Consider the following 19480-nt stretch of genomic DNA (forward strand, 5'->3'; position numbering starts at 1 on the left):
AAACACCGGCCGACGCGCGACAGGTCTGCCTCAGTCGGACGCTGGCCCCACGCTTACACCAGCACCTGCTGCGCCTTGGCGTAGAAGCGCTTGCGCTCGTCCATGCCGTTGTAGCCGCCGTTGACGCTCAAGCTGATGAACTCCACCGGCGACACGTCGATGACCGCGCCGCGGTATTTCTTCTTCAAGCGATCTTGGTCGGCGTGATTGGCGATGTCGTTGAGATGTCGCGTTGCCCAGTATTCGCAGGCGCTCCAGACCGCGTACTCGGCCTGCTCCAGCAGCTCGGGGTTGTTGACGAACAGATCGCGGCGGCCCTTCTTGATGCCCAGCTGCAGATAGTTGGCGCGTCCGGTGGTCTGGAAGATGCCCCGGCCCTTGAAGCGCACGCCGTCGCCTGCTTGCGTGTTGCCGAGGTCAGCACGGCCCTCGTAGGCGCGCCCCGACGCATATTCGCGCAGCACGTTGAAGTGGTCGGTCTCGTGGCAGGCCTGCGCCAGAAAATGCGCATATTCCTGCGGCGTATCGATGCCATAGCCACCGCAGGTGGTGTTGAGCCACGGTGCCAGCCGCTCCATCAGCGGGGTGACTTTTTTGCCGGCGATGGCAGCGAGGTGCGCAGCAGTGACGACGTAGGCCATGGCGAGGATCTCGGGCGACGGATTGAAGGGGATCAAATCTTCGGCGTGTCGGCTTCTGCGGCAGCGGGCTCTTTGGGCGGCGGCTTCAGGCTGGTGCGCAGCTTCACCAATTGGTTGAGCAGCTCAAACCAGAACGAGGCGCCCGACGACAGCGCCAGCGCCGTCAGCAGCAGGCCTACGAGTTTCTTCAACGTCACGCCGATCGAAGCCTCGCGGCCGAAACAGCGCTGGAACTCGCTGGCCTGCCAACCAAGCGGCAGCCCCAGCGATTCGGCGATCTGCCGGTTGCCGCGAATCAGCTCCAGCTGAGCGGCGATGTCGCCGCTGCGAAGGTCGTGCTCCGGTGGCGCCGTCGGTGCAGGATCAGCAGCGTCGGCGGCCGAGGCGTCTAGCTGAGTCCCGGTGGTGGACGCTGCCGCGTCGGCAGCGGGCGCGTCAGCGTCGGCGGCCACCTGATCCGATCGCTGCTCGATGTACTGCGCAGCACTGTCGGCGATGCGATCGGCCAGCAGCGGGTCCATCGACAGATTGCTGACGATCTGGATCGAATCGACATTGGCCACGACGGCCAGCAGCAGGCCGATTCCAAGCAGCACCGCGCGCGCATAGCGGCCGAACCAGCCGCCGACGCGATCCATCGAGGCATTGAAATGCGCCACGATCGCCGCTTCCAGCGCTTGCACCTGGCTCTCGCCTTCGGCCACCGGACGCTGGCCGACCAGCCGCTGCGCAAACGCACGCAGCTGGACGAACGGATCGGTCGTCGCGGCCTCGGGGTCGGCGTCTTCGGCCAGCATCAGCACCGCGCGCGCGAAATGCTCGGGCGGAATGTATGAAGGCAGCGCATGCGCGCGCTCGGAGAACTCACCTTCGTACAGGCTGTTGATCAGCGGATGTTCGTAGAAGCGACGCAGGTCGGCGGCCACATCCGGCGACCGGTGCCGGAGGATCTCCTTGATGCCGCGTGCGAGCAGTTTGCCGCGCTGACGGATCAGCCCCTCCAGCAGCTCGAATAGCGCCGATGCGATCGTGCTGAAAATCAGATAGATCAGCGTCAGGCCGATCAACACATTGAGCAGCTGCAGGATCATCGCGGGCTCCGGGCAGCGAGCGTCGGTGCCGGCCACCAGACTTCGATCACGCCGGTGTCGACACGGCCTTGAAAGCGCGGCTGATACGCCAGCCGAACATCGGCTGCCGCGCTGCCGCCACCGCAGCGCCCCGATACGAGCGCCTGCTGCATCAACTCGGCTGCCGGCAGATCGGCCGGGTAGGTGTAGCGAATCTCCAGACGTCGCGGCGAGCGCGACGCGCCCACCGTCTCGATGCCGGGCGACTTGAACGGCGGCTGCGCATTCAGCGCAGCGCGCAGCACTTCGGCGTCGGCGATGTCGTCGGCCTGAGGCACTTGAATGAACACCCGGATGCGCGGCGTGCCCTGCGCAGGACGGCCGATCGTGCAGGCCGGTGGCGCCGAGGCCGGCGCGGATGCGGGCATAGCCGGTGGTGGCGCGGTAGGTGCTGCGGGTACTGCGGCGACCGGCGCAGGACCGGATGCCGGCACGCCGTCTCGCGGCTTTGGCGCCGCACTGGGACCGCGAGGCGCCGCTGCCGCGACCTCCGGCAACTCGGCGCTCACACGCCGACGCAGCGCATCGAGATCGGTTTGCGCCTTGGCTAGCTGCGCGCGCAGCTGCGCAAGATCAGCAGGCGAGGCGCCGGCGCCCGGCGTCGCGGCCGCCGTTTTGCATTCGTCTCTTGCATAGCGAACGGCGGCCGAAAGCCGCTTGGGCGCTGGCTCCTGTTGCGAGGGCATCATCTGCTCCAGCTCACCGAACCAGTCGTCGATGCGCGCCGGTGACGAGCACTGGCACACGCGCAGCTGCTCGTCGTCGCTGCGACGCAAGCGCATCGCCGCATACAGGATCGCGCGCGTCCGATCCGTCACCGACTGATTGACCAGTTGCGAGGCGGCGAACATCAAGCGCGTGCAGAACTCGTGCTCGGTCACCACGCGCTGGCTCCCGACCCATCGCTCCTGCGGCTGGGCGACAACCAGCGCCTTCTGCAGCGCCGCTGCCGTGGACTCGTCGGCCTGGACGCTGAGCGCGCGCTGGCGTTCGGACGCTTCTTTGTCGCGCGCCGCGCGACTTTCCTTCAGCGCCTGCTGCTCGGCATGGCGCTGCTCGTCACGCTGCCGCTCCTGCTGGCTTTGCTGGTAGATGCCGGCGACCACCGGGGCCATAGCCGCCAGCACGGCCACGATGCGCGTGTTGCTGCCGAAGCGGCTGGCACCGGCGCGGTCCGACATGTCAGCAGCGGACGCCGCAATAGCCAAACAAATCGCGCTCGAACCCTATCGAGCCGCCGCCGCGGGCTGCAATATTGCAAAGCCCCGAACCCTGGCGCTTCATGCCCCGCTCCCTGTCTTGTCGACCGGTCGAGGCTGCGCGCCGCCAAACCGCCGCACAACCGCATAAACGCGGAAAATGTGGCCCCGTTCACAGTTTGCTCAAAGACCCGCCCGGAGCGCCGTCCCCATGCAGAGCTTTCGCTACTACGACTTCTTCGTCGGCGGCGTCGTCGCCGTGTTGCTGTGTTCCAACCTGATCGGCCCGGGCAAAGTCTGCGAATTCGACTTTCCGCTGATCGGCACGATGGCGTTTTCGGCCGGCAACCTGTTCTTTCCGATCGGCTACATCTTTGGCGACGTGCTGACCGAGGTCTACGGCTTTGCACGTGCACGGCGCGCGATCTGGGCCGGCTTTGCCGCGATGATCTTCGCCACGGTGATGACCTATGTCGTGCTGGCGATGCCGGTGGCCGACGACCCCTACAACCGCGTGCTGCAGCCGGCGCTGGAGACGGTGTTCGGCAACACCTGGCGCATCGTCGCCGGCAGCATCGTCGCATACTGGGTCGGCGACTTTCTGAACTCGATCGTGATGGCCAAGATGAAGGTCTGGACCCAGGGCAAGCACCTGTGGTCGCGAACGATCGGCTCGACGATGGTGGGCCAATTCGCCGACTCGGCGTTGTTCTACCCGATCAGCTTTCTCGGCATTTGGACCACCAAGGCTCTGGTCAGCGCGATCCTGTTCAACTTCGTGTTCAAGGTGCTGGTCGAGATCGTGTTCACGCCGGTCACCTACGCCGTCGTCAATCGCTTGAAGCGCGTCGAGGGCGTCGACACCTTCGACGTCGACACCAGCTTCAACCCGTTCTCGCTGAAGGACGAGGGCGAGCGCCGCAGCGCCGCCTGAGCCGGCACGCGACCGCGCGCCGCGCCGCTACAGCGCGGCCGCGATCTCGGCCTGCACGGCCAGCGCCATCGCACGTGGATCGGCCGCATCGCGGATCGGGCGCCCGACGACCAGATAATCGGCGCCGGCCTTGATCGCGGCGGCCGGCGTCATCACCCGCTTCTGATCGGCGACGACGCGGTTTTCGACCGGGCGGATGCCGGGCGTCACGCAGATCAGCTCACGTGGCGCTTCGAGCCGCAGCCGCTCGACTTCGAGCCCCGACGACACCACGCCGTCGCAACCGGCCTGCAATGCGCGTCGCGCACGCGACAGCACCAGTGTGGGGATGTCGCAGGCAAAGCCCAGATCGTCGAGATCGCCTTGATCGAGGCTGGTCAGCGCCGTCACCGCCAGCACCTTGGTATCGCCGGTCTTGGCCGCCGCCGCCGCCTGCATGATCGACTGGTTGCCGTGGATCGTGCAGAAGTCGGCGCCACGCTCGGCCAGATTGCGCACCGCGCGCGCCACCGTTTCCGGAATGTCGAAGAACTTCAGATCGACGAACACCTTTTTGCGCTGCGACTGCTTGAGCCAGTCGAGCAGCTCGAAGAAGCCCGGCGCCATGCACAGCTCCATGCCGATCTTGTAGAAGCTGACCGCCTCACCCAACTGCCCGACCATCGCCCGCGCCGCATCGGCATCGGGAACGTCGAGCGCGACGATCAGGCGGTCTTGGGCGGGAATCTGGGCGCGGGTCATGAGATCGGGGCATCGGCGGCGGAATCGGGGCGCCTATGTTCGCACGGCACCTCAGGGCGTCGCTCGTGTTCGGCGGAGCCGTGCACCCGAGTTTCGCGCCGCAACCGCTACTGCTTCTGCAGGACGACGACGTCCTGATGGTTGCCGACGACGCCCGGCACGATCGCCATGACGTTGAAGTACCGGCTCCAGTTTTGTTGATGTACTTTTCGGTGTGGAACACGTTGCGGTAGTAGTCGGCGCTGTTTTTGATCTGATGGGCGAGATCGTGGTTGCCGCCACCGTCCATGAAGCCGGACTGGACCCAGGTGGCGAACGCCGCTTCCGACTGACCCGACCGGCAAATCGTGAACGCACCGTGCGTGGTCATCAGCAAGATCGCGCTCGGCTTTGCAATGCGGGCCAGTTCCCGGAGCCATAAGTTCTGGTCGGCCTCGCTCAGATGGGTGAATACCGATACGCCGATCATCAGATCGAAGGAGGCATCGGCAAGCGGAGTCGGCGGCATCAGATCGATGTGGTGAAAGCGGCCGAACGGGATGTTCGCTGCACACCAGGCCACGTTGTCGGCATCGATGTCGATGCCGGTGACGGTTTGCATTGGATCCGGCTTGAAATGACGAAGTACGCGCGAACACCCGCAGCCCCAGTCGAGGATGGCCGGGAAATCGGTGTAGCGACGCCCGAACTGCTGCTGCAGGATCGCTTCGAACTTCTTGTAGGTCGACAAACCTTCAAGCCGAAACGCGCCCTCGTCGCTGCCACCGTGGACTCGCGCACGGCGAAACGGCTCGGGGAGCGGAAAGCGGTCCGGCGCGGTCGTGTGGTAGTAGGCATGCAAGTCGTAGAACGGCTTGCCCGTCTGCAGGTCGAGATAGTCGAACCGGTATTCGTCGCGGTCCGACTCCAGAATGCGGCTGCGGCACAGGAAGCCCGATAGCCGGGCATCGTCAGCGAACCAGAACAGGTCGCCGATATCGGGGCGCCCGATCGGATAAGTCGTGCTATCGAACGGCCGGCCATTGATTGAGAACGACGTGGGCCCGGAGCGCCGACCTGCGGGAATCGCCCATCCGCGGATTCCGATCGTGCCGCGATCGATGCTGACGAAGTCGACGCACCACGGCGGGAAGCGCATCAAGTCGCTCAAGGATTGACGATGCGATATCGACGGTGGGGTCGCCGGCCGCTCGCCGAACAGTGCACGGACTCGCTGAGCGAACGTCATTGAGGTAGACCACCGATCGTGTGAAATCAAACGGGACAAACGTAGACCGTCGCCGGCCGCCGTGACGGCAACAAGTCCGCTGCCGGCTGCCGCAGAACGGCAGCCTTCTTCGACGGTGCTTGCACCGACCTGCCGGCAGTCTCGTTTGGATCGACCGAATATTCGCGGACCCAGCGCACAAACACGCTGCCGACGTGCCCGGGCTGGACGGCAGAGCGCCTGGTTACAGCGGCGAAAACAGCGCCTCGAGATCGGCTTCGTCGAAGCGCAGTTCGGTGGTGGCGCCGCCTTCGAATACCGCGCGCGCGAGTTCGGCTTTGCGCGCTTGCAGGGCCTGGATTTTTTCTTCGACGGTGCCGGCACAGATCAGCCGGTACACGAACACCGGCTTGTGCTGGCCGATGCGGTGGGCGCGGTCGGTGGCTTGTGATTCGACGGCCGGGTTCCACCACGGGTCGTAGTGGATCACCGTGTCGGCCATCGTCAGGTTCAGTCCGACGCCACCGGCTTTCAGGCTGATCAGGAACACCGGCACTTCGCCGTCCTGGAAGCGCTGCACCAGTTCTTCGCGATGACGCGAGGCACCGGTCAGCATCAGATAGCCGATCTTGGCGGCGTCGAGCGCTTGGGCGATCAGTTCCAGCATTTCGGTGAACTGCGAGAACACCAGCACGTGGCGGCGCTCGTCGGCGAGGCCGCGCAGCATCGTCAGCAGCAGATCGAGCTTGGCCGACTGCGGCACGCGCCGCGCACCGTCGAGCTTGACCAGGCGCGGGTCGCAGCAGACTTGGCGCAGCTTGAGCAGCGCGTCGAGCACGACGATGTTGCTGCCGCCGCTGCCGACCACTTCGCGGACGCGTTCGTGCTGTGCCAGCCGCAAGGTTTCGTACAGCTCGCGCTGACGGCCTTCCAACTCGACGCTGCGCAGGATTTCGATTTTGGGCGGCAGGTCGCCGAGCACGTCTTCCTTGCGACGGCGCAGCATCAGCGGTGCGATGCGCGCATTGAGCCGGTCGCGTACTTCGGCGTCGCCGTGCTTTTCGATCGGCGTGCGGAAGTGACGCACGAAACGCTTTTCGTCTCCGAGCAGTCCGGGCTCGACCGCGTCGAACTGAGCCCATAGTTCGCCGAGATGATTCTCCAGCGGCGTGCCGGTCATCCCGATGCGGCGCCGCACGCGCAGCGCGCGCACGGCGCGTGCGGCTTGCGTGCGCGCGTTCTTGATCGCCTGTGCCTCGTCGAGCACCAGCAGCGCGAAGTAGATGCTGCGCAGCGCTTCGGTATCGCGGCCCAGCAGCGGATACGTGGTGATGACGATGTCGACGTCGAGCATCGCGGCAAAGTGCTTGCGCCGATCATTGCCGTGCAGCACCAGCACGCGCAGCGCGGGAGCGAAGCGCTGCGCTTCGGCGCGCCAGTTGCCGACCAGGCTGGTCGGGCACACGACCAGCGCCGGACCGGCGTCGTCGCCGAGCCGGCCGCGCTGCTTCTCGACCAGCAGATGCGCCAGCACCTGCACGGTTTTGCCCAGGCCCATGTCGTCGGCGAGGATGCCGCCCAGGCCGGCGTCCGCCAGGAAGTTGAGCCAGCCCAGGCCTTCGCGCTGATACGGCCGCAGTTGGGCATTGAAGCCGGTCGGTGCGTCGGCCGGTGCTCTCGCTTGCCGCAACTGCTCGATGCTGTCACGCAGCGCCTCGCCACCCTGGCGCAGCACGCCGCTGCGCTCGATCTCGTCGAGCACGCGCCCTTGCAGCCGGCTCAGCCGCAGGGACTCGCCATGCTCGACGCGGCCGTCGGCGTGGTCGAGCCATTCCAGCAGCGGTTCGAGCAGCGCGCGCAAGCGCGCCAGCCGCAGCGGAATGCGGCGACGCTCGTCGATGGCGACGATCCACACCGCGTCTTCGGGCTCGTGCCGCACCGGCTTGCGCGGGAAGGTCGGATCGACGATCAGCTTGCGCAGGATCGGCAGCAGGTCGACGCGCTCGCCGCCGACGTCGATGCCCAGGCTCAGGTCGAACCACTGGTTGCCGCCGTCGACGACGTCGGCGCGCCAGGCATCGGGCTCGGCGGTCATCGAATACGGAAAGCGCGGATCGAATTCGAGCCGGAAGCCGGCAGCAGTCAAGCGCGGCAGCAGGATCAGCCAGTGATCGGCATCGGCCAGCTCGTCACGGCCGCGTTCGAACACGTAGTCGCCGACCGCAAATCCCGGCGGGCGCGGCCGGATGCGCGTCGAGATCAGCTGCGCATTGGTCAGACGCAGCGCTTCGAGCCGTTCGCGCGCGTCGTTCTCGATCGACCGGCGCCGGACGATCTCGTAGACGCGCCCGCCGTCATCGCCGCGCTCGTGCGCCGGGCCTTCGGCCGGCAAGCGCCAGCCGGCGTAGTCGAATGTCAGCCGCGCACACGCACAGTGCGAGCGCACGACGGCCTGGCGCACGCTGCGCTGCACTTCCTGCATGCGCAGCCGCAGCACCGGCGTCGGGTCGGCTTCGATCAGCGTCGGCTCGTTATCGCTGACGGCGCTGCTCATGCCGGCTCCCGCAAGCGCTGCACGACGCGATCCGGCGTCGGCGATCCGATCGCCTTCAGTTCTTGAGCAAACTGCGCCACGCGCCATTCTTCGACGATCCAGCGCGCCGGGTGGAACGGATGCGGCAGTTGCGCGACCAGCGCGCGAATCGGCGCGGTCAGCTCGATGTCGCGCTGCGGCTTGTTCGGCAGCCGCTGCAGCCGGATCGCGATCGCCTTGAGCCAGACGGCGACACGCGGCCATTGCTCGTCGGGCAGCGCGTCGATCAGGCCCGGTGCCAGCAGGCTGTCGAGCTGCTGGCGGATGTCAGCGGCCGCCTCGGGCCAGCGCGAGCCACCGTCGCGCAGCGCCTTGCGCAGATCGGCGGCCGCCATTAGCCAGCCGCAGGCCTCGTCGAGCAGCTTGACCGCAACGCGGCCGAAGTCGCCGCGATGCTGCACGGCCTCCTTGAACGCCGCTTCGCTGCGCAGCGACGCCAAGTCCCAGGTCTGGGCCGCGGCGCGTTCGGCCACGGCCTGCGCCAAGGCTTCCGGCGTGATGATCGGGTTGACCGCCGCCAGCCCAAGCCGCGAGCGCGCGGTCTTGACCAAATCGCGGACGCGATCGGCGAGCTTGGCCAGCAACAGCGCGCGCACACCGGCGATATGCGCCAGCCGCGCTGCGTCGGGTGATTCGAACAGCGCCAGCGACACGCTGCCTGCGGCGGCGGTCACCGACGCGCTCGCGGGCGCGGACGATGCCGACGCGGGCCGCGTCGCGGCGGGAGCGGCTGCCACTGTGGGCGGCGGCGGCGGTGGTGGAGGTGACGACGGCGCCGCCGGCAAGGAGCCGCGCAGCTGCGCCAAGCCCTGCAGTGATTCGATCACGGCCGGCTTGCTCGGCTTTCCGGGCGATGACGGCGGCGCTGCCGGCGCAGCGCGCAGCGCGGGTGGCGGGGGTGGGGGCTTGCGTGGCGGTGCTGGCGTCGGCGCTGGCGGCGTTACGGCCGGCAGCGATCCAGTACGCCGCGATGGCGTAGCAGCCGCCGCCGCGGCGGCCGTCGTCAGCGCTGGCCAGGCACGGCCGCCACCGCTCAAGTCGACATGCTCGGGCAGGTCGCCGAAATCCCAGTCGCGGATATCGCTGCGCACCCAGCGACGTGCCGCGTCTTCGCGCTGCGCACTGGCGGCGATGGCGACGCGCGCCGGCTGCTGGTGGTCGCGCTTGAGCGCGGCCAACGAGTCGGCGCGGGCAATCACCTGGCCTTGCGCGTCTTCCAGCACCAGCGTCGGCCGCAGATGCGCCGGCAGCTTGCCGGGATCAAAGTCGTCGGGCTTGAGCTTGACGCCGGTCATCGCGTCGAAATGCCGCACCACGCTCTGCAAAAAGTCACCGTCGCCGACGCTGATCCGCGTCGCCAGCGCGTTGGCGTATTCGGCAGCCGGCGTACAAAGGCGGCGCAGGTTCATCGGCAGGCTGCGGATCAGCGCTTCGATCCGCGGCGCAAGCAGGCCGGGCACCAGATAGTCGAACGGCGCGTCGGGCAACTGGTACAGCAGCGTCAGCGGGATGTGGAAGCTGACGCCATCCTCGTCCTCGCCCGGCTCGTGCTGGTAGCTCAGCGCCAGCGTGTGGCCGCCGATGTCGATGAAGTCCGGAAAGCGCGCCTCGACGTCGGCGTCGGCGCCGGGGCGGAGCACGTCGGTTTCCTGCATCCGCAACAGCCGGCCCGGATCGCCCTTGTCGGCGCTGGCGGTGCGCAGCCAGGCCTTGAGCGTGTTCGCGGTGCAGATCTGCGGTGGAATGCGCTCGTCGTAGAACGCGTAGCGCTGCGACTCGTCGGCCAGCAGGTCGGGCCGGCGCATCCGCGCCTCCTTGTCCAGCACGTCGTCGACGAGCTTGAGGTTGTCGGTCAGGAATCGCGGCTTGGCGGTCCACTGGCCACGGACCAGGCCTTCGAGGATGAAGATGCGGCGCGCGTCGACCGGGTCGATCGAGCCGTAATGACAGGTGCGCTTAAGCAACTGCAGCCCGAACAGCGTGTGGTATTCGGTGCACTGCACTTCGCCGCGCTCCGGGTTCCACACCGGGTGCGTGACGGTCTTCTTGACCAGATGCGCGCCAACGTCAGACAGCCACTGCGGCTGCACTTCGGCATTGGTCCGCGCAAACAACTGGCTGGTCTGCGACAGCTGCGCGCTGAGCAGCCACGGCGGCGGCTTCTTGGCCAGCGTCGAGCCCGGAAACACCCGGTACTTGCGGCCGCGCGGCCCCTGGAATTCCGGCCGCTCGTTCTTCTCGGCCGGCAGCCGCAGACCGATGTGATCGATCAATCCGGCCGCCAGCGCCTTGTGAATCTGCGGATACAGTTCTTCGAGCTTGTCGACGCTCAGATCCGCCAGCGTCTTGCGCTCTCCCGTCGGGACAGGGTGACCCACGGGGACGGGTGAGGGGCTTTCAGTGTCGCGCTCTGGCCAGGCGCTTCCTGCGCCGCGCGGTCTCCCGACGCCCTCACCCGGCGCTGACGCGCCGACCTCTCCCGGGGGGAGAGGCAAGCCGTAGCCGCCGTTGGGGCTTCTGCCCTCTCCCACCGGGAGAGGGTGGCCCGAAGGGCCGGGTGAGGGCGCGCGGGACACCGCCACCGTCTGACCCTCGCGCCGCGTTGCCTTCCCTTCTGGGCGGCCCGACCGGCCGGGTGAGGGGCTTTCAGTGTCGCGCTCTGGCCAGGCGCTTCCTGCGCCGCGCGGTCTCCCGACGCCCTCACCCGGCGCTGACGCGCCGACCTCTCCCGGGGGGAGAGGCAAGCCATCGCCGCCGTTGGGGCTTCTGCCCTCTCCCGCCGGGAGAGGGTGGCCCGAAGGGCCGGGTGAGGGCGTCTGGGTCGCAGCCAGAATGGCTTCCAGCACCGCTTCCGGCTGATTCAGGAATTCGTCGTTCCAGAATCGCAACACGCGAATCCCGCGACCGGACAAAAACGCGGTGCGCTCGGCGTCGCGTGTTTGCGACCCCGCCTCGCCGTGCTGCCCGCCATCGAGTTCCACCGCGAGCCGGTACTGCTCGCAGTAGAAGTCGAGCGTGTAGTCGCCGACCGGATGTTGGCGGCGGAACTTGAGTCCGTTCAAGCGGCGGTCGCGCAGCAGATACCAGAGCTTGGATTCGGCGTCGGTGGACTGGGTGCGCAGCTCGCGGGCGAAGGCGAGACTTTGCGCATTCAGTTTGGCTTTCGGCGTGACGGAGAGGCCCTCACCGCTGCCGGCTGCGCGCCCCTCGCTTCGCTCTGCCCGCACCGACGGCGGTTGAGTGCGCGGCCGCGTCATATCCACGATCTGCTTGTAGACCGACTCCCATTCCTCCATCCGCAGGTACGACACGTACTGCTCGCGGCAGATCTTGCGCAGCGCGCGGTTGGACGCGCCTTCGCTCCATTTCTGCCATTCGCGCCACAGGTTCAGCAGCGTGTAGAAGTCCGAGCGCGGGTGGCGCCAGACCGCGTGCTTCTGCCGCGCCTGGGTCTGCTGGTCGGGCGGGACTTCGTGCGGGTCTTGTACCGACAGCGCCGCGGCCAGCACACAGACCGCGTCCTGCTCCTGGCCCTTGCCGGCCGCGACGATGCGCGCGATGCGCGGGTCCAGCGGCAGCCGCGCCAGTTCGCGGCCGAGCGGTGTCAGACGGCGCTCGTCGTCGAGTGCGCCGAGCACCTGCAGCAGCCGATAGCCTTCGGAGATGTGGCGATTCTCGGGTGCGTCGACCCAAGGGAAGTCGTCGACATCGCCCAGGCCCAGCGCCGCCATCTGCAGGATCACGCCGGCCAGGTTGGCGCGCAGCACCTCCGGGTCGGTGAACAGATCGCGGCTCTGGAAATCCGCCTCGGTATACAAGCGCAGGCAGGTGCCGGGACCGACACGGCCGCAACGGCCGGCGCGCTGGTTCGCCGCCGCCTGACTGATGCCCTCGATCTGCAGCTGCTGCACGCCGAGCCGCGTCGAGTAGCGGTTGATGCGCGCGGTACCGGTGTCGACGACGTAGCGGATGCCCGGCACCGTGACCGAGGTTTCGGCGACGTTGGTGGCCAGCACGATGCGCGGCGCGCTGCCGCGGCCGAACACGCGGTCCTGCTGTTCGGCCGGCAGCCGCGAATACAGCGGCAGCACTTCGGCCTTCGGAAAGCGGCCCGGCAAGGAGCGCACGAGGTCGCGGATTTCGCGCTCGCCGGGCAGAAACACCAGCACGTCACCGGGCCGGCCACCGCCGGCCCACAGCTCGTCGATCCCGTTGGCGACCTGGCCTTCCAGATCCAGATCCGAATCGGGCTCGCGATAGCGCATCGTCACGGGGAACGTACGGCCTTCGACCTTGAGGATCGGCGCCGGGCCGCTCGCACTTTCGAAGTGTTTGGCCAAGCGCTCCGGGTCGAGCGTCGCCGACGTCACGATCAGCTTCAGGTCCGGCCGGCGCGGCAGCAGCCGCTTGAGCCAGCCGAGCAGGAAGTCGATGTTGAGGCTGCGCTCGTGCGCCTCGTCGATGATGATCGTGTCGTAGGCGGTCAGCTCGCGGTCGCGCTGCAGCTCGGCCAGCAGAATGCCGTCGGTCATCAGCTTGATCAGGCTGGCATCGCCGACGCGGCGGTCGAAGCGAGTCTCGTAGCCGACCAGCTGACCCAGCGGGCTGCCCAGCTCCTGCGCGATGCGCGTGGCGACGCTGCGCGCGGCCAAGCGGCGTGGCTGCGTGTGGCCGATCAGCCCGCGCGTGCCGCGCCCCAGCTCCAGACACAGTTTGGGCAGCTGCGTGGTCTTGCCCGACCCGGTCTCGCCGCATAGGACGATCACCTGGTTTTGCAGAATCGCGCGACCGATCTCCTCGCGCGCCTGGCTCACCGGTAACTCGTCGGGGAAGTGGATCAGCGCCGGCTTCAGGCGCAGCCGGTTCTCGGCCTTGAGCAACGCGGCGTCGAGGTCGCGCACCAGCCGCTCGCGATCGACCGGCTGCCCGCCGTCGGCGCGGCGCAGCAGGCTGCCGAGCCGGCGTTCGTCGGCGATCAGCAGATGCTCGCGTTGCTGCTCGAAGCGCTGGATCAGCTCGGGCGGCAAGGCGGCAACTCGGGGGGCGGGACGGCGGTCCAAAGCAGGTATCGTTCAGGCTGAAAAAGGCAGGCTGCAAACGCCTAGCCGGCCATTGTCCACCGTCAACGCTGCCAGATGCCAGCGATCCCACCCCGACCCGAGCCCCATCCGCCGTGAACCGCTGCCTCAAAATTGCCGTCTGCCTGAGCCTGGTGCTGATCAGCGCCGGCTGCGGCCGGGTCGGCCTGGTCTACAACCGGCTCGACACGCTGGCGCGGCTGCAGCTGGGACGCTATATCGACCTCGACGCCGCGCAGAAAGCCCAGTTCGACCAGCAGTTCGACGCGCTGTGGCGCTGGCACCGCAGCGAGCAGCTGCCGCGCTACGCGGCCGAGCTGCGGCAGCTACAGACGCTGGCGCTGACGCCGATCAGCCCGGCGACGCTGCAGCCACTCGGCGACCAGCTGCGCCGACACGCGCGGACGCTGACCGCCGAAACCCTGGCGGCGCTGGCGCCGACGCTGGCCAGCTTGCGCGACGATCAGGTCCGCGCGCTGCTGGCCAAGCTGGCTGACGACCGAGAGCGCCAAGCGCGCAAGCAAGCCCGGCTCAGCGATGCGAAATGGCGCGAGCAACGCGCCGATACCGCGATCGACCGGCTCGACGACTGGGCGGGCTCGGTGACGCCCGCGCAGCGCCAGCGGATCGAGGCCTGGGCAGCACAGCTACAGCGCGACGACGATCAGGACGATGCCCGTGACCAGGTCGGGCGCCAACAGTTCGAGGCGCTGCTGCGGCAGCGCCGGGAGCCGGGCTTCAGCGACCGGCTCGTGGGTTTTGCATTGGCGCCGTTCGACGAGCCGGAGCCGGACGCCACCCGCGATCGGACGCGGCAACTGCTGGCCGACCTCAGTGCGCTGGCCACACCGCGTCAACGCGAGCATCTGGCGCGGCGGCTGGGCGAGCTGGCCGACGAACTGGACGCGCTGGCGACGTCGCGCTGAGCGCCAACGTCGCCGCGACTCAGGACAGCTGACGCTCCAGCTCGGCGACGCGGGCTTCGAGCGCCTCTATGCGCTCGACCAGCTGCGCCACCAGCGTCGCATTGCCGCCGCCGCTGCTCGCTGACGACGCGCCGGCCGGTGCATCGGCCACGGAAGGGATCGCCGACTCGCCGCACAGCAAGTGCGCAAACCGCACCGCCGCCTGGCCCGGCGCCCGAGGCAGTTGCTTGACCAGCGGACGCGCGCGATCGGCCAGATCATCGAGCGCGGCCTGAACTCCATCCGCTTCGGCCGGGCCGCCGAGTGCCGAGGCGTTGCTGCGGATTTCGGCAATCGTCTGCGGGCCCCGCAGCATCAGCGTCGCCAGCACGGCGGCGATGCCCGGCTTGAGCAGCAACTGATGCGGAAACTGCTGGCGCCATTTGACGGCGCGGCCGCTGGTTTCGTCGCGCTTGACCAGGCGCTGCTGTTCCAGCGTGTTCAGCGCCGCACCGACGTCGCCTTCGGTCAGGCTCATCACGGGATAGCGCGAGTTCTTCTGGTTGGCGGCCAGCATCACGCCGTTCTGCGTCATCGGGTAGTACTGCGGCGTGGTGATCGATTTTTCGAACAAGCAGGCCAGCACGCGGGCTTCGTTCAAGGACAGCAGCAGATCGGTCGACATGGAGGAGCGCACGGATAAGGGATCGGCGCGGATGCTACTCCGTCGGGTCGCTAAAGTTTCAAACGCCAGCGCCGATAGCCGACTACATCCCACTATCTCCGGTGTATGCCGGACGGGTCATGCAGCATGAAGGGCGTAATCGAAGCAGACGACCGAGCGCATCGGCGAGCGGCATCGGCGACGCGCGGCTTCACGCTGGTGGAGCTGATGGTGGTGGTCGTGATCATCGCGCTGCTCGCCGCGCTGGCGATGCCGGTCTACAACCGCTACGTCGTCAACACGCGGCTGCGCAGCGCCCAGAACGACCTGGTCGCGATGGCACTGACGATGGAAAACTTCTACCAGCAGCAGCTGACGTATCCGGCGGCAACGACGACCACCGCGGCGACCCAGTCCGCACTCAGCGGCTGGGCGCCGTCGCAGGCCGCCAGCTTCACCTATCAAATCCAGGCCTCGACCTCGACCAGCTACACGCTGCGCGCGGTCGGCAGTGCCAATGGCATGAGCAGTTACACGATCACCCTCGACAACGCCAATACACGGCAACTGACCAGCCCCGGCGGCGCGGTGACGGCATGGTGATGCGCGGCCACGGCTACTCGCTGATCGAGCTGATGATCACGCTGGCGATCTTCGGTTCGCTGCTGGTCAGCGCCGGCAATCTGACGACCAACTGGATCGCGTCGTCACGTGTGCAGGACAGCGTCGGTGTGCTGACCCAAGGCGTGTCGCGAGCCAAGGCCATGGCACTGCGCAATCCCGGTGGCGTCGCCGGCGCCAGCGCGGCGTCGATTCTGTGTATCGACGGCACGACGGTGCGCTTGTTTGCGGCCAACGGCAGCCCGCCGACCGCAGCCAACTGCCAATCCGCCAGCGCGGCGTGGACCGCACAACTGCACGCCAGCAGCGCCGTGAACGTGGCCGGCGGCGCGTTGAGCTGCCTGGCCTTCAGCAACCGCGGGCTGCCGGTGAATCCGGCATCGGGCAGCGGCACCGACAACTGCGCGCTGTCCAGCAGCATCGTCGTCAGCTCGGGCAGCACCAGTGCCAGTGTCGTCCTCAACTAGCCGCCAGCGCGGCGACGCGCTGCTTGAAGCGCTGGTCGGCGTCGTGCTGGTGGCGATCATCGGCATGGGCAGTGCGTACACCGCCTCGCGCATCGCCGTCAGCCACAAGTTCGCGCGCACGCAGGCGATGGCGGTCAGCCAGCTGCGGCAGATGCTGCAAAGCCCCAGCGACGTCGCAGCCTGGTGCAGCGGCACGGCGCCGCCAGCGGTGCGGATTCGGCCGGCGGATACCGCGATCGCGCCGACCGACCTGAGCGTGACGGTCACTTGCAGCGCCGCCGGCACGCTGACGATCGGCGGCCGCACGATCGCCACGCCGCCGCAGCGGGTGACGCTGACGGTCAGCTCGTCGGCCTTGTTCGGCGGCAACGGCACGATCGCCGTCGGCAACGTCGGCGGGAGCTAGCCGGTGACGACCCGCATTCCGTTTCGCCCGCGTCGCAGGCAACACGGCCTGGGCTTGATCAGCTTGATGGCCGGGATGCTGCTGTCGGTACTCGGCGTGCTGTCGTTGCTGATGCTGTACCGAACGCTGGTCGGCCAGACCGTTCAGAGCCGCGCGCGCGCGGCCGAAGATGGCAGCTATGCCACGGCCACGCTGTCCGCCCAGATGGAATTGCACAACGCGGGTTATGGCATCGGCAGCAACAGCACGCGCGCGGCCGTCAATACCGATCTGATTCTGGTCAGCGGCGCGGCGCTGGACGCCAATGGGCGTCTCAGCGGCACAGCGCAGACCGTCGGCGCCAGCGGCGTCAGCACCGGCAATGCGGTGATCTGGGGCGCACAGCCTGGGGTCGCTTACGAATGTTCGGCGCTGCTAATGCAGAGCGCCACGCTAATGCTGCTGCGTGCCAGCGGCAGCTGCAGCAGCGCCACGCAATGGGGCACGGCGACCTGGACTCGCAGCGCCGATCTGATCCCGGCCGGCACGATGACGCTGGCCAGCAACAACGTGTTCCGGGTCGACAGAGCGACCTGCTGGCCTTACGGGCTTGGCGCGGCGACAGCGCTGCGAGTGACGATCTGGGGCGACGATTCGGTATGGAAGACCAGCGCCTGCCTGACCAACTTCAGCGGGGCCTGACCGATGCGCATCCCTGTCCATCCACGGCGTGACGGCCAACGAGGCCTGGCGACGATCCTGCTGGTGCTGATGGTCGGGGCCGCGCTGACCGCGACCGTGCTCGGCGTCAGCTATTCGGTCCGCGGCGCCCAGGACAAGACGCTGTCGATGCACGCCCAGACCACGGCACAAGCGCGGGCCTGGGCCGGTGTCGAACTGGTGAGGCAGTACTTGCTGCAGGAGTCACTGACCACGCCACCATGGCCGTCGCTGCCGTGGTCACCGGCGATCACCGGCACCAGCGCCAGCCAACTGGGCGTCAGCATCGTGTCGATGACCGGGCCGGATGCCGGCGGCTTTTATGCGGTGACGGCCGACATCACCGGTGCCGGAGCCGGCGCGACCGCCCATCTGCGCGCGGTCTACAACGTGCGGCCCGGCACAGCGGCCGTGGCGGCGACCTCGGTCAACGCCAATCTCGACGCGGCCAATTTCTACTACGACCTGCAGATGACCGGCGGCATCGTCGTCGTCGGCAGCAGCAATGCCAACGTCAATGTCGACGGCGACGTGACGCTCGACAATGCCTCGATCACCGGCGTCAACGCCGTGCGTTCCACCGGCAACGTGTCGATCGGCAGCGGCATCGCCGTCAACCAGATCTACAGCAACGGCGACGTGACGCTGAGTGGTTCGTCGGCGGTGGCGTCGGTATCGGCACTGGGCAGCGTCTACGTCAACAGCTCGGGTATGCAGGGCGCGATCAACTGTAACGGGGCGGTGATCATCACCAATGGCAGCACGGGCACGATCAACGCACGCGGCGCGGTCACCGCCAGCAGCGGCGGCACGCACGGCACGATCAACACCAATGGCAGCGTGCTGGTCACCAACGGCACGATCACCACCGTCAACTCGGTCGGCAGCCTGACGCTGACATCCGGGCTGGTGCGTAACACCAACACGATGAACGCCGTCACCTGGACTTCGACTGGCAGCGGCGCCACGACGATCCGCGCCAATGGCGCCGTCACCTACGCTGCCAGCGGCGGCACGATCACGGCCGTCGGCGACGTGGTGCTGACCGGCGGCGGCGCGAGCACCGTGGTCAGCAACGGCAATGTGTTCGTGCGCAGCTATGGCGGCATCAACACGCTGCAATGTGCCGGTGGCTTGCAGGTCGATCAGTACGCATCGGTCAGCGGCACGATCGGCGGATTGCTACTGAAACTGCAGCAGTACAACAGCAACGTGAAGGTCACCGTGGTGCCCGGCTATTCGCCGAGCATCACGCCGGTGGCGCTGACCCCGGTGGCCCAAGTGCAGCCCTACACGCTGAACCGACCCACGGTCGACGCCTACGCGCTGAAGTCGGCAGCGAACTATGTGTTCGAGTACGTGCTGGCGGGCTATACCCGCGTCACCGTCAGCAACATCGCCGGCATCGCCGATGGCCAGTACGCGCTGGCCAGCGATGGCACGCGCAAGGACTTCCTCTGTCCGCTGGCGTCGTACAACACGGTCACCAAGCTCTGTTCCTTAACCGGCTCGACGCAAAAGACGATCTGTCAGGGCTATTCGACGTCCAATACCTGCTTCACCTACGCGCTCGGCAAATGGACCATTGCCGGCACCAGTCTGGCACCCGGTGCAATGTGGTTCGACGGCAATCTGGAAGTCAGCACCGGCGTGTACTTCAACACGTTCCTGGCCACCGGCAACATCCTCACCAGCGGCGGGCATGTCAGCAAAGCGGTCAACACGGCTGGCTATGGGCCGATCTGCAACAACACGCCCAGCAATGGCGTGGCGCAAACCGCGTTCTTTGCCGGGCTATATCCGAAGAACTTCTGCAACACCAGCACGTCGGCCCTGACCGGCGACCCGCTCGGCAACATCGCCTACCTCGCGGGCGGCTATCTGAGCGGCCTGTTCGTCGGCGGCAACATTACGCTCGGCGCGAGCACCAAGACATCGGGCACGGTGCTGGCCGGCAATCTGTTCAACAGCGGCGGCAGCACAACCGTCTACGGCTACATCGCGGCGGCCGGACAGGGCACCCTGGGGCTGACCAATGTGCTCAGCGGCAGTACGACGGTGGACGTGACCACGCTGCCGTCGAGCTATTCGGCGTCGATCCTGCCGTGCATGAGCAACTGCACGACCAGCGCCGCGGTCGCGGCCTCAGCCAACGTGTTGTGGGCGCGTTATCGCTGATACCGAGCACCGCGCAG

15 protein-coding genes are annotated in these 19480 nt (G+C 67.6%); 7 read left to right on the forward strand and 8 right to left on the reverse strand.

What is annotated here, in order from left to right; genetic code table 11:
• Window positions 1–53: 53 nt before the first annotated feature.
• Genes BUB09_RS03445 through BUB09_RS03455 form a run of 3 tightly spaced genes read right to left on the reverse strand, consistent with a single transcriptional unit; the run spans window position 54 to window position 2952 of the window.
• A complete protein-coding gene (locus tag BUB09_RS03445; protein ID WP_139250105.1) occupies window positions 54–677 on the reverse strand; it encodes a glycoside hydrolase family 19 protein in 624 nt (207 codons plus the stop codon).
• Window positions 674–1732, reverse strand: coding sequence for a hypothetical protein (locus BUB09_RS03450; protein WP_139250106.1), 1059 nt, complete (start codon window positions 1730–1732; stop codon window positions 674–676). The genes BUB09_RS03445 and BUB09_RS03450 overlap by 4 nt, the downstream gene beginning before the upstream one ends.
• Window positions 1729–2952 (reverse strand): hypothetical protein, encoded by a 1224-nt coding sequence (locus BUB09_RS03455; RefSeq protein WP_072894278.1) that lies wholly within the window; start codon window positions 2950–2952, stop codon window positions 1729–1731. Before BUB09_RS03455 ends, BUB09_RS03450 begins: the two co-directional genes overlap by 4 nt.
• 229 nt (window positions 2953–3181) lie before the next feature.
• Between BUB09_RS03455 and BUB09_RS03460 the strand changes: the two genes are divergently transcribed.
• The gene (locus BUB09_RS03460) at window positions 3182–3904 is read left to right on the forward strand and encodes a queuosine precursor transporter (RefSeq protein WP_072894280.1); all 723 of its coding nucleotides are present in this window, start codon (window positions 3182–3184) and stop codon (window positions 3902–3904) included.
• Between the two features lie 27 nt (window positions 3905–3931).
• On the opposite strand, the gene pyrF is transcribed toward BUB09_RS03460, so the two are convergent.
• The 4 genes from pyrF to hrpA all read right to left on the reverse strand — a co-directional run bounded on the left by pyrF (window position 3932) and on the right by hrpA (window position 13472).
• Window positions 3932–4645: an orotidine-5'-phosphate decarboxylase gene (gene pyrF, locus BUB09_RS03465; RefSeq protein ID WP_072894282.1), complete on the reverse strand. Its 714-nt coding sequence runs from the start codon at window positions 4643–4645 to the stop codon at window positions 3932–3934.
• Window positions 4548–5795, reverse strand: coding sequence for a class I SAM-dependent methyltransferase (locus tag BUB09_RS03470; protein ID WP_175550101.1), 1248 nt, complete (start codon window positions 5793–5795; stop codon window positions 4548–4550). Before BUB09_RS03470 ends, pyrF begins: the two co-directional genes overlap by 98 nt.
• Window positions 5796–6096: 301 nt before the next feature.
• On the reverse strand, window positions 6097–8406 hold the full coding sequence (locus tag BUB09_RS03475; RefSeq protein WP_072894288.1) for a DEAD/DEAH box helicase: 2310 nt from the start codon (window positions 8404–8406) through the stop codon (window positions 6097–6099).
• A complete protein-coding gene (hrpA, locus tag BUB09_RS17295) occupies window positions 8403–13472 on the reverse strand; it encodes an ATP-dependent RNA helicase HrpA (protein WP_072894292.1) in 5070 nt (1689 codons plus the stop codon). The genes BUB09_RS03475 and hrpA overlap by 4 nt, the downstream gene beginning before the upstream one ends.
• Window positions 13473–13618: 146 nt before the next feature.
• On the opposite strand from hrpA, the gene BUB09_RS03485 reads away from it, so the two are divergent.
• On the forward strand, window positions 13619–14449 hold the full coding sequence (locus tag BUB09_RS03485) for a DUF6279 family lipoprotein (RefSeq protein ID WP_072894294.1): 831 nt from the start codon (window positions 13619–13621) through the stop codon (window positions 14447–14449).
• 19 nt (window positions 14450–14468) lie between these two features.
• Here BUB09_RS03485 and BUB09_RS03490 read toward each other — a convergent pair whose 3' ends face one another.
• Entirely contained in the window at window positions 14469–15113 is a 645-nt protein-coding gene (locus tag BUB09_RS03490) for a YceH family protein (protein WP_072894297.1), read from the reverse strand.
• Between the two features lie 126 nt (window positions 15114–15239).
• On the opposite strand from BUB09_RS03490, the gene BUB09_RS03495 reads away from it, so the two are divergent.
• Genes BUB09_RS03495 through BUB09_RS03515 form a run of 5 tightly spaced genes read left to right on the forward strand, consistent with a single transcriptional unit; the run spans window position 15240 to window position 19463 of the window.
• A complete protein-coding gene (locus tag BUB09_RS03495) occupies window positions 15240–15695 on the forward strand; it encodes a type IV pilin protein (protein WP_072894300.1) in 456 nt (151 codons plus the stop codon).
• Window positions 15689–16180 (forward strand): pilus assembly FimT family protein, encoded by a 492-nt coding sequence (locus tag BUB09_RS03500; protein WP_072894303.1) that lies wholly within the window; start codon window positions 15689–15691, stop codon window positions 16178–16180. The genes BUB09_RS03495 and BUB09_RS03500 overlap by 7 nt, the downstream gene beginning before the upstream one ends.
• Complete coding sequence (locus BUB09_RS03505; protein WP_084083138.1) at window positions 16164–16586, forward strand: PulJ/GspJ family protein; 423 nt, start codon at window positions 16164–16166, stop codon at window positions 16584–16586. Before BUB09_RS03500 ends, BUB09_RS03505 begins: the two co-directional genes overlap by 17 nt.
• A 3-nt stretch (window positions 16587–16589) precedes the next feature.
• Window positions 16590–17267, forward strand: coding sequence for a hypothetical protein (locus BUB09_RS03510; protein ID WP_072894309.1), 678 nt, complete (start codon window positions 16590–16592; stop codon window positions 17265–17267).
• 3 nt (window positions 17268–17270) lie between these two features.
• On the forward strand, window positions 17271–19463 hold the full coding sequence (locus BUB09_RS03515) for a beta strand repeat-containing protein (protein WP_072894312.1): 2193 nt from the start codon (window positions 17271–17273) through the stop codon (window positions 19461–19463).
• The last annotated feature ends 17 nt before the right edge of the window (window positions 19464–19480 follow it).

Source organism: Hydrocarboniphaga daqingensis, from assembly GCF_900129825.1.
In the GTDB taxonomy this organism is placed as follows: domain Bacteria; phylum Pseudomonadota; class Gammaproteobacteria; order Nevskiales; family Nevskiaceae; genus Hydrocarboniphaga; species Hydrocarboniphaga daqingensis.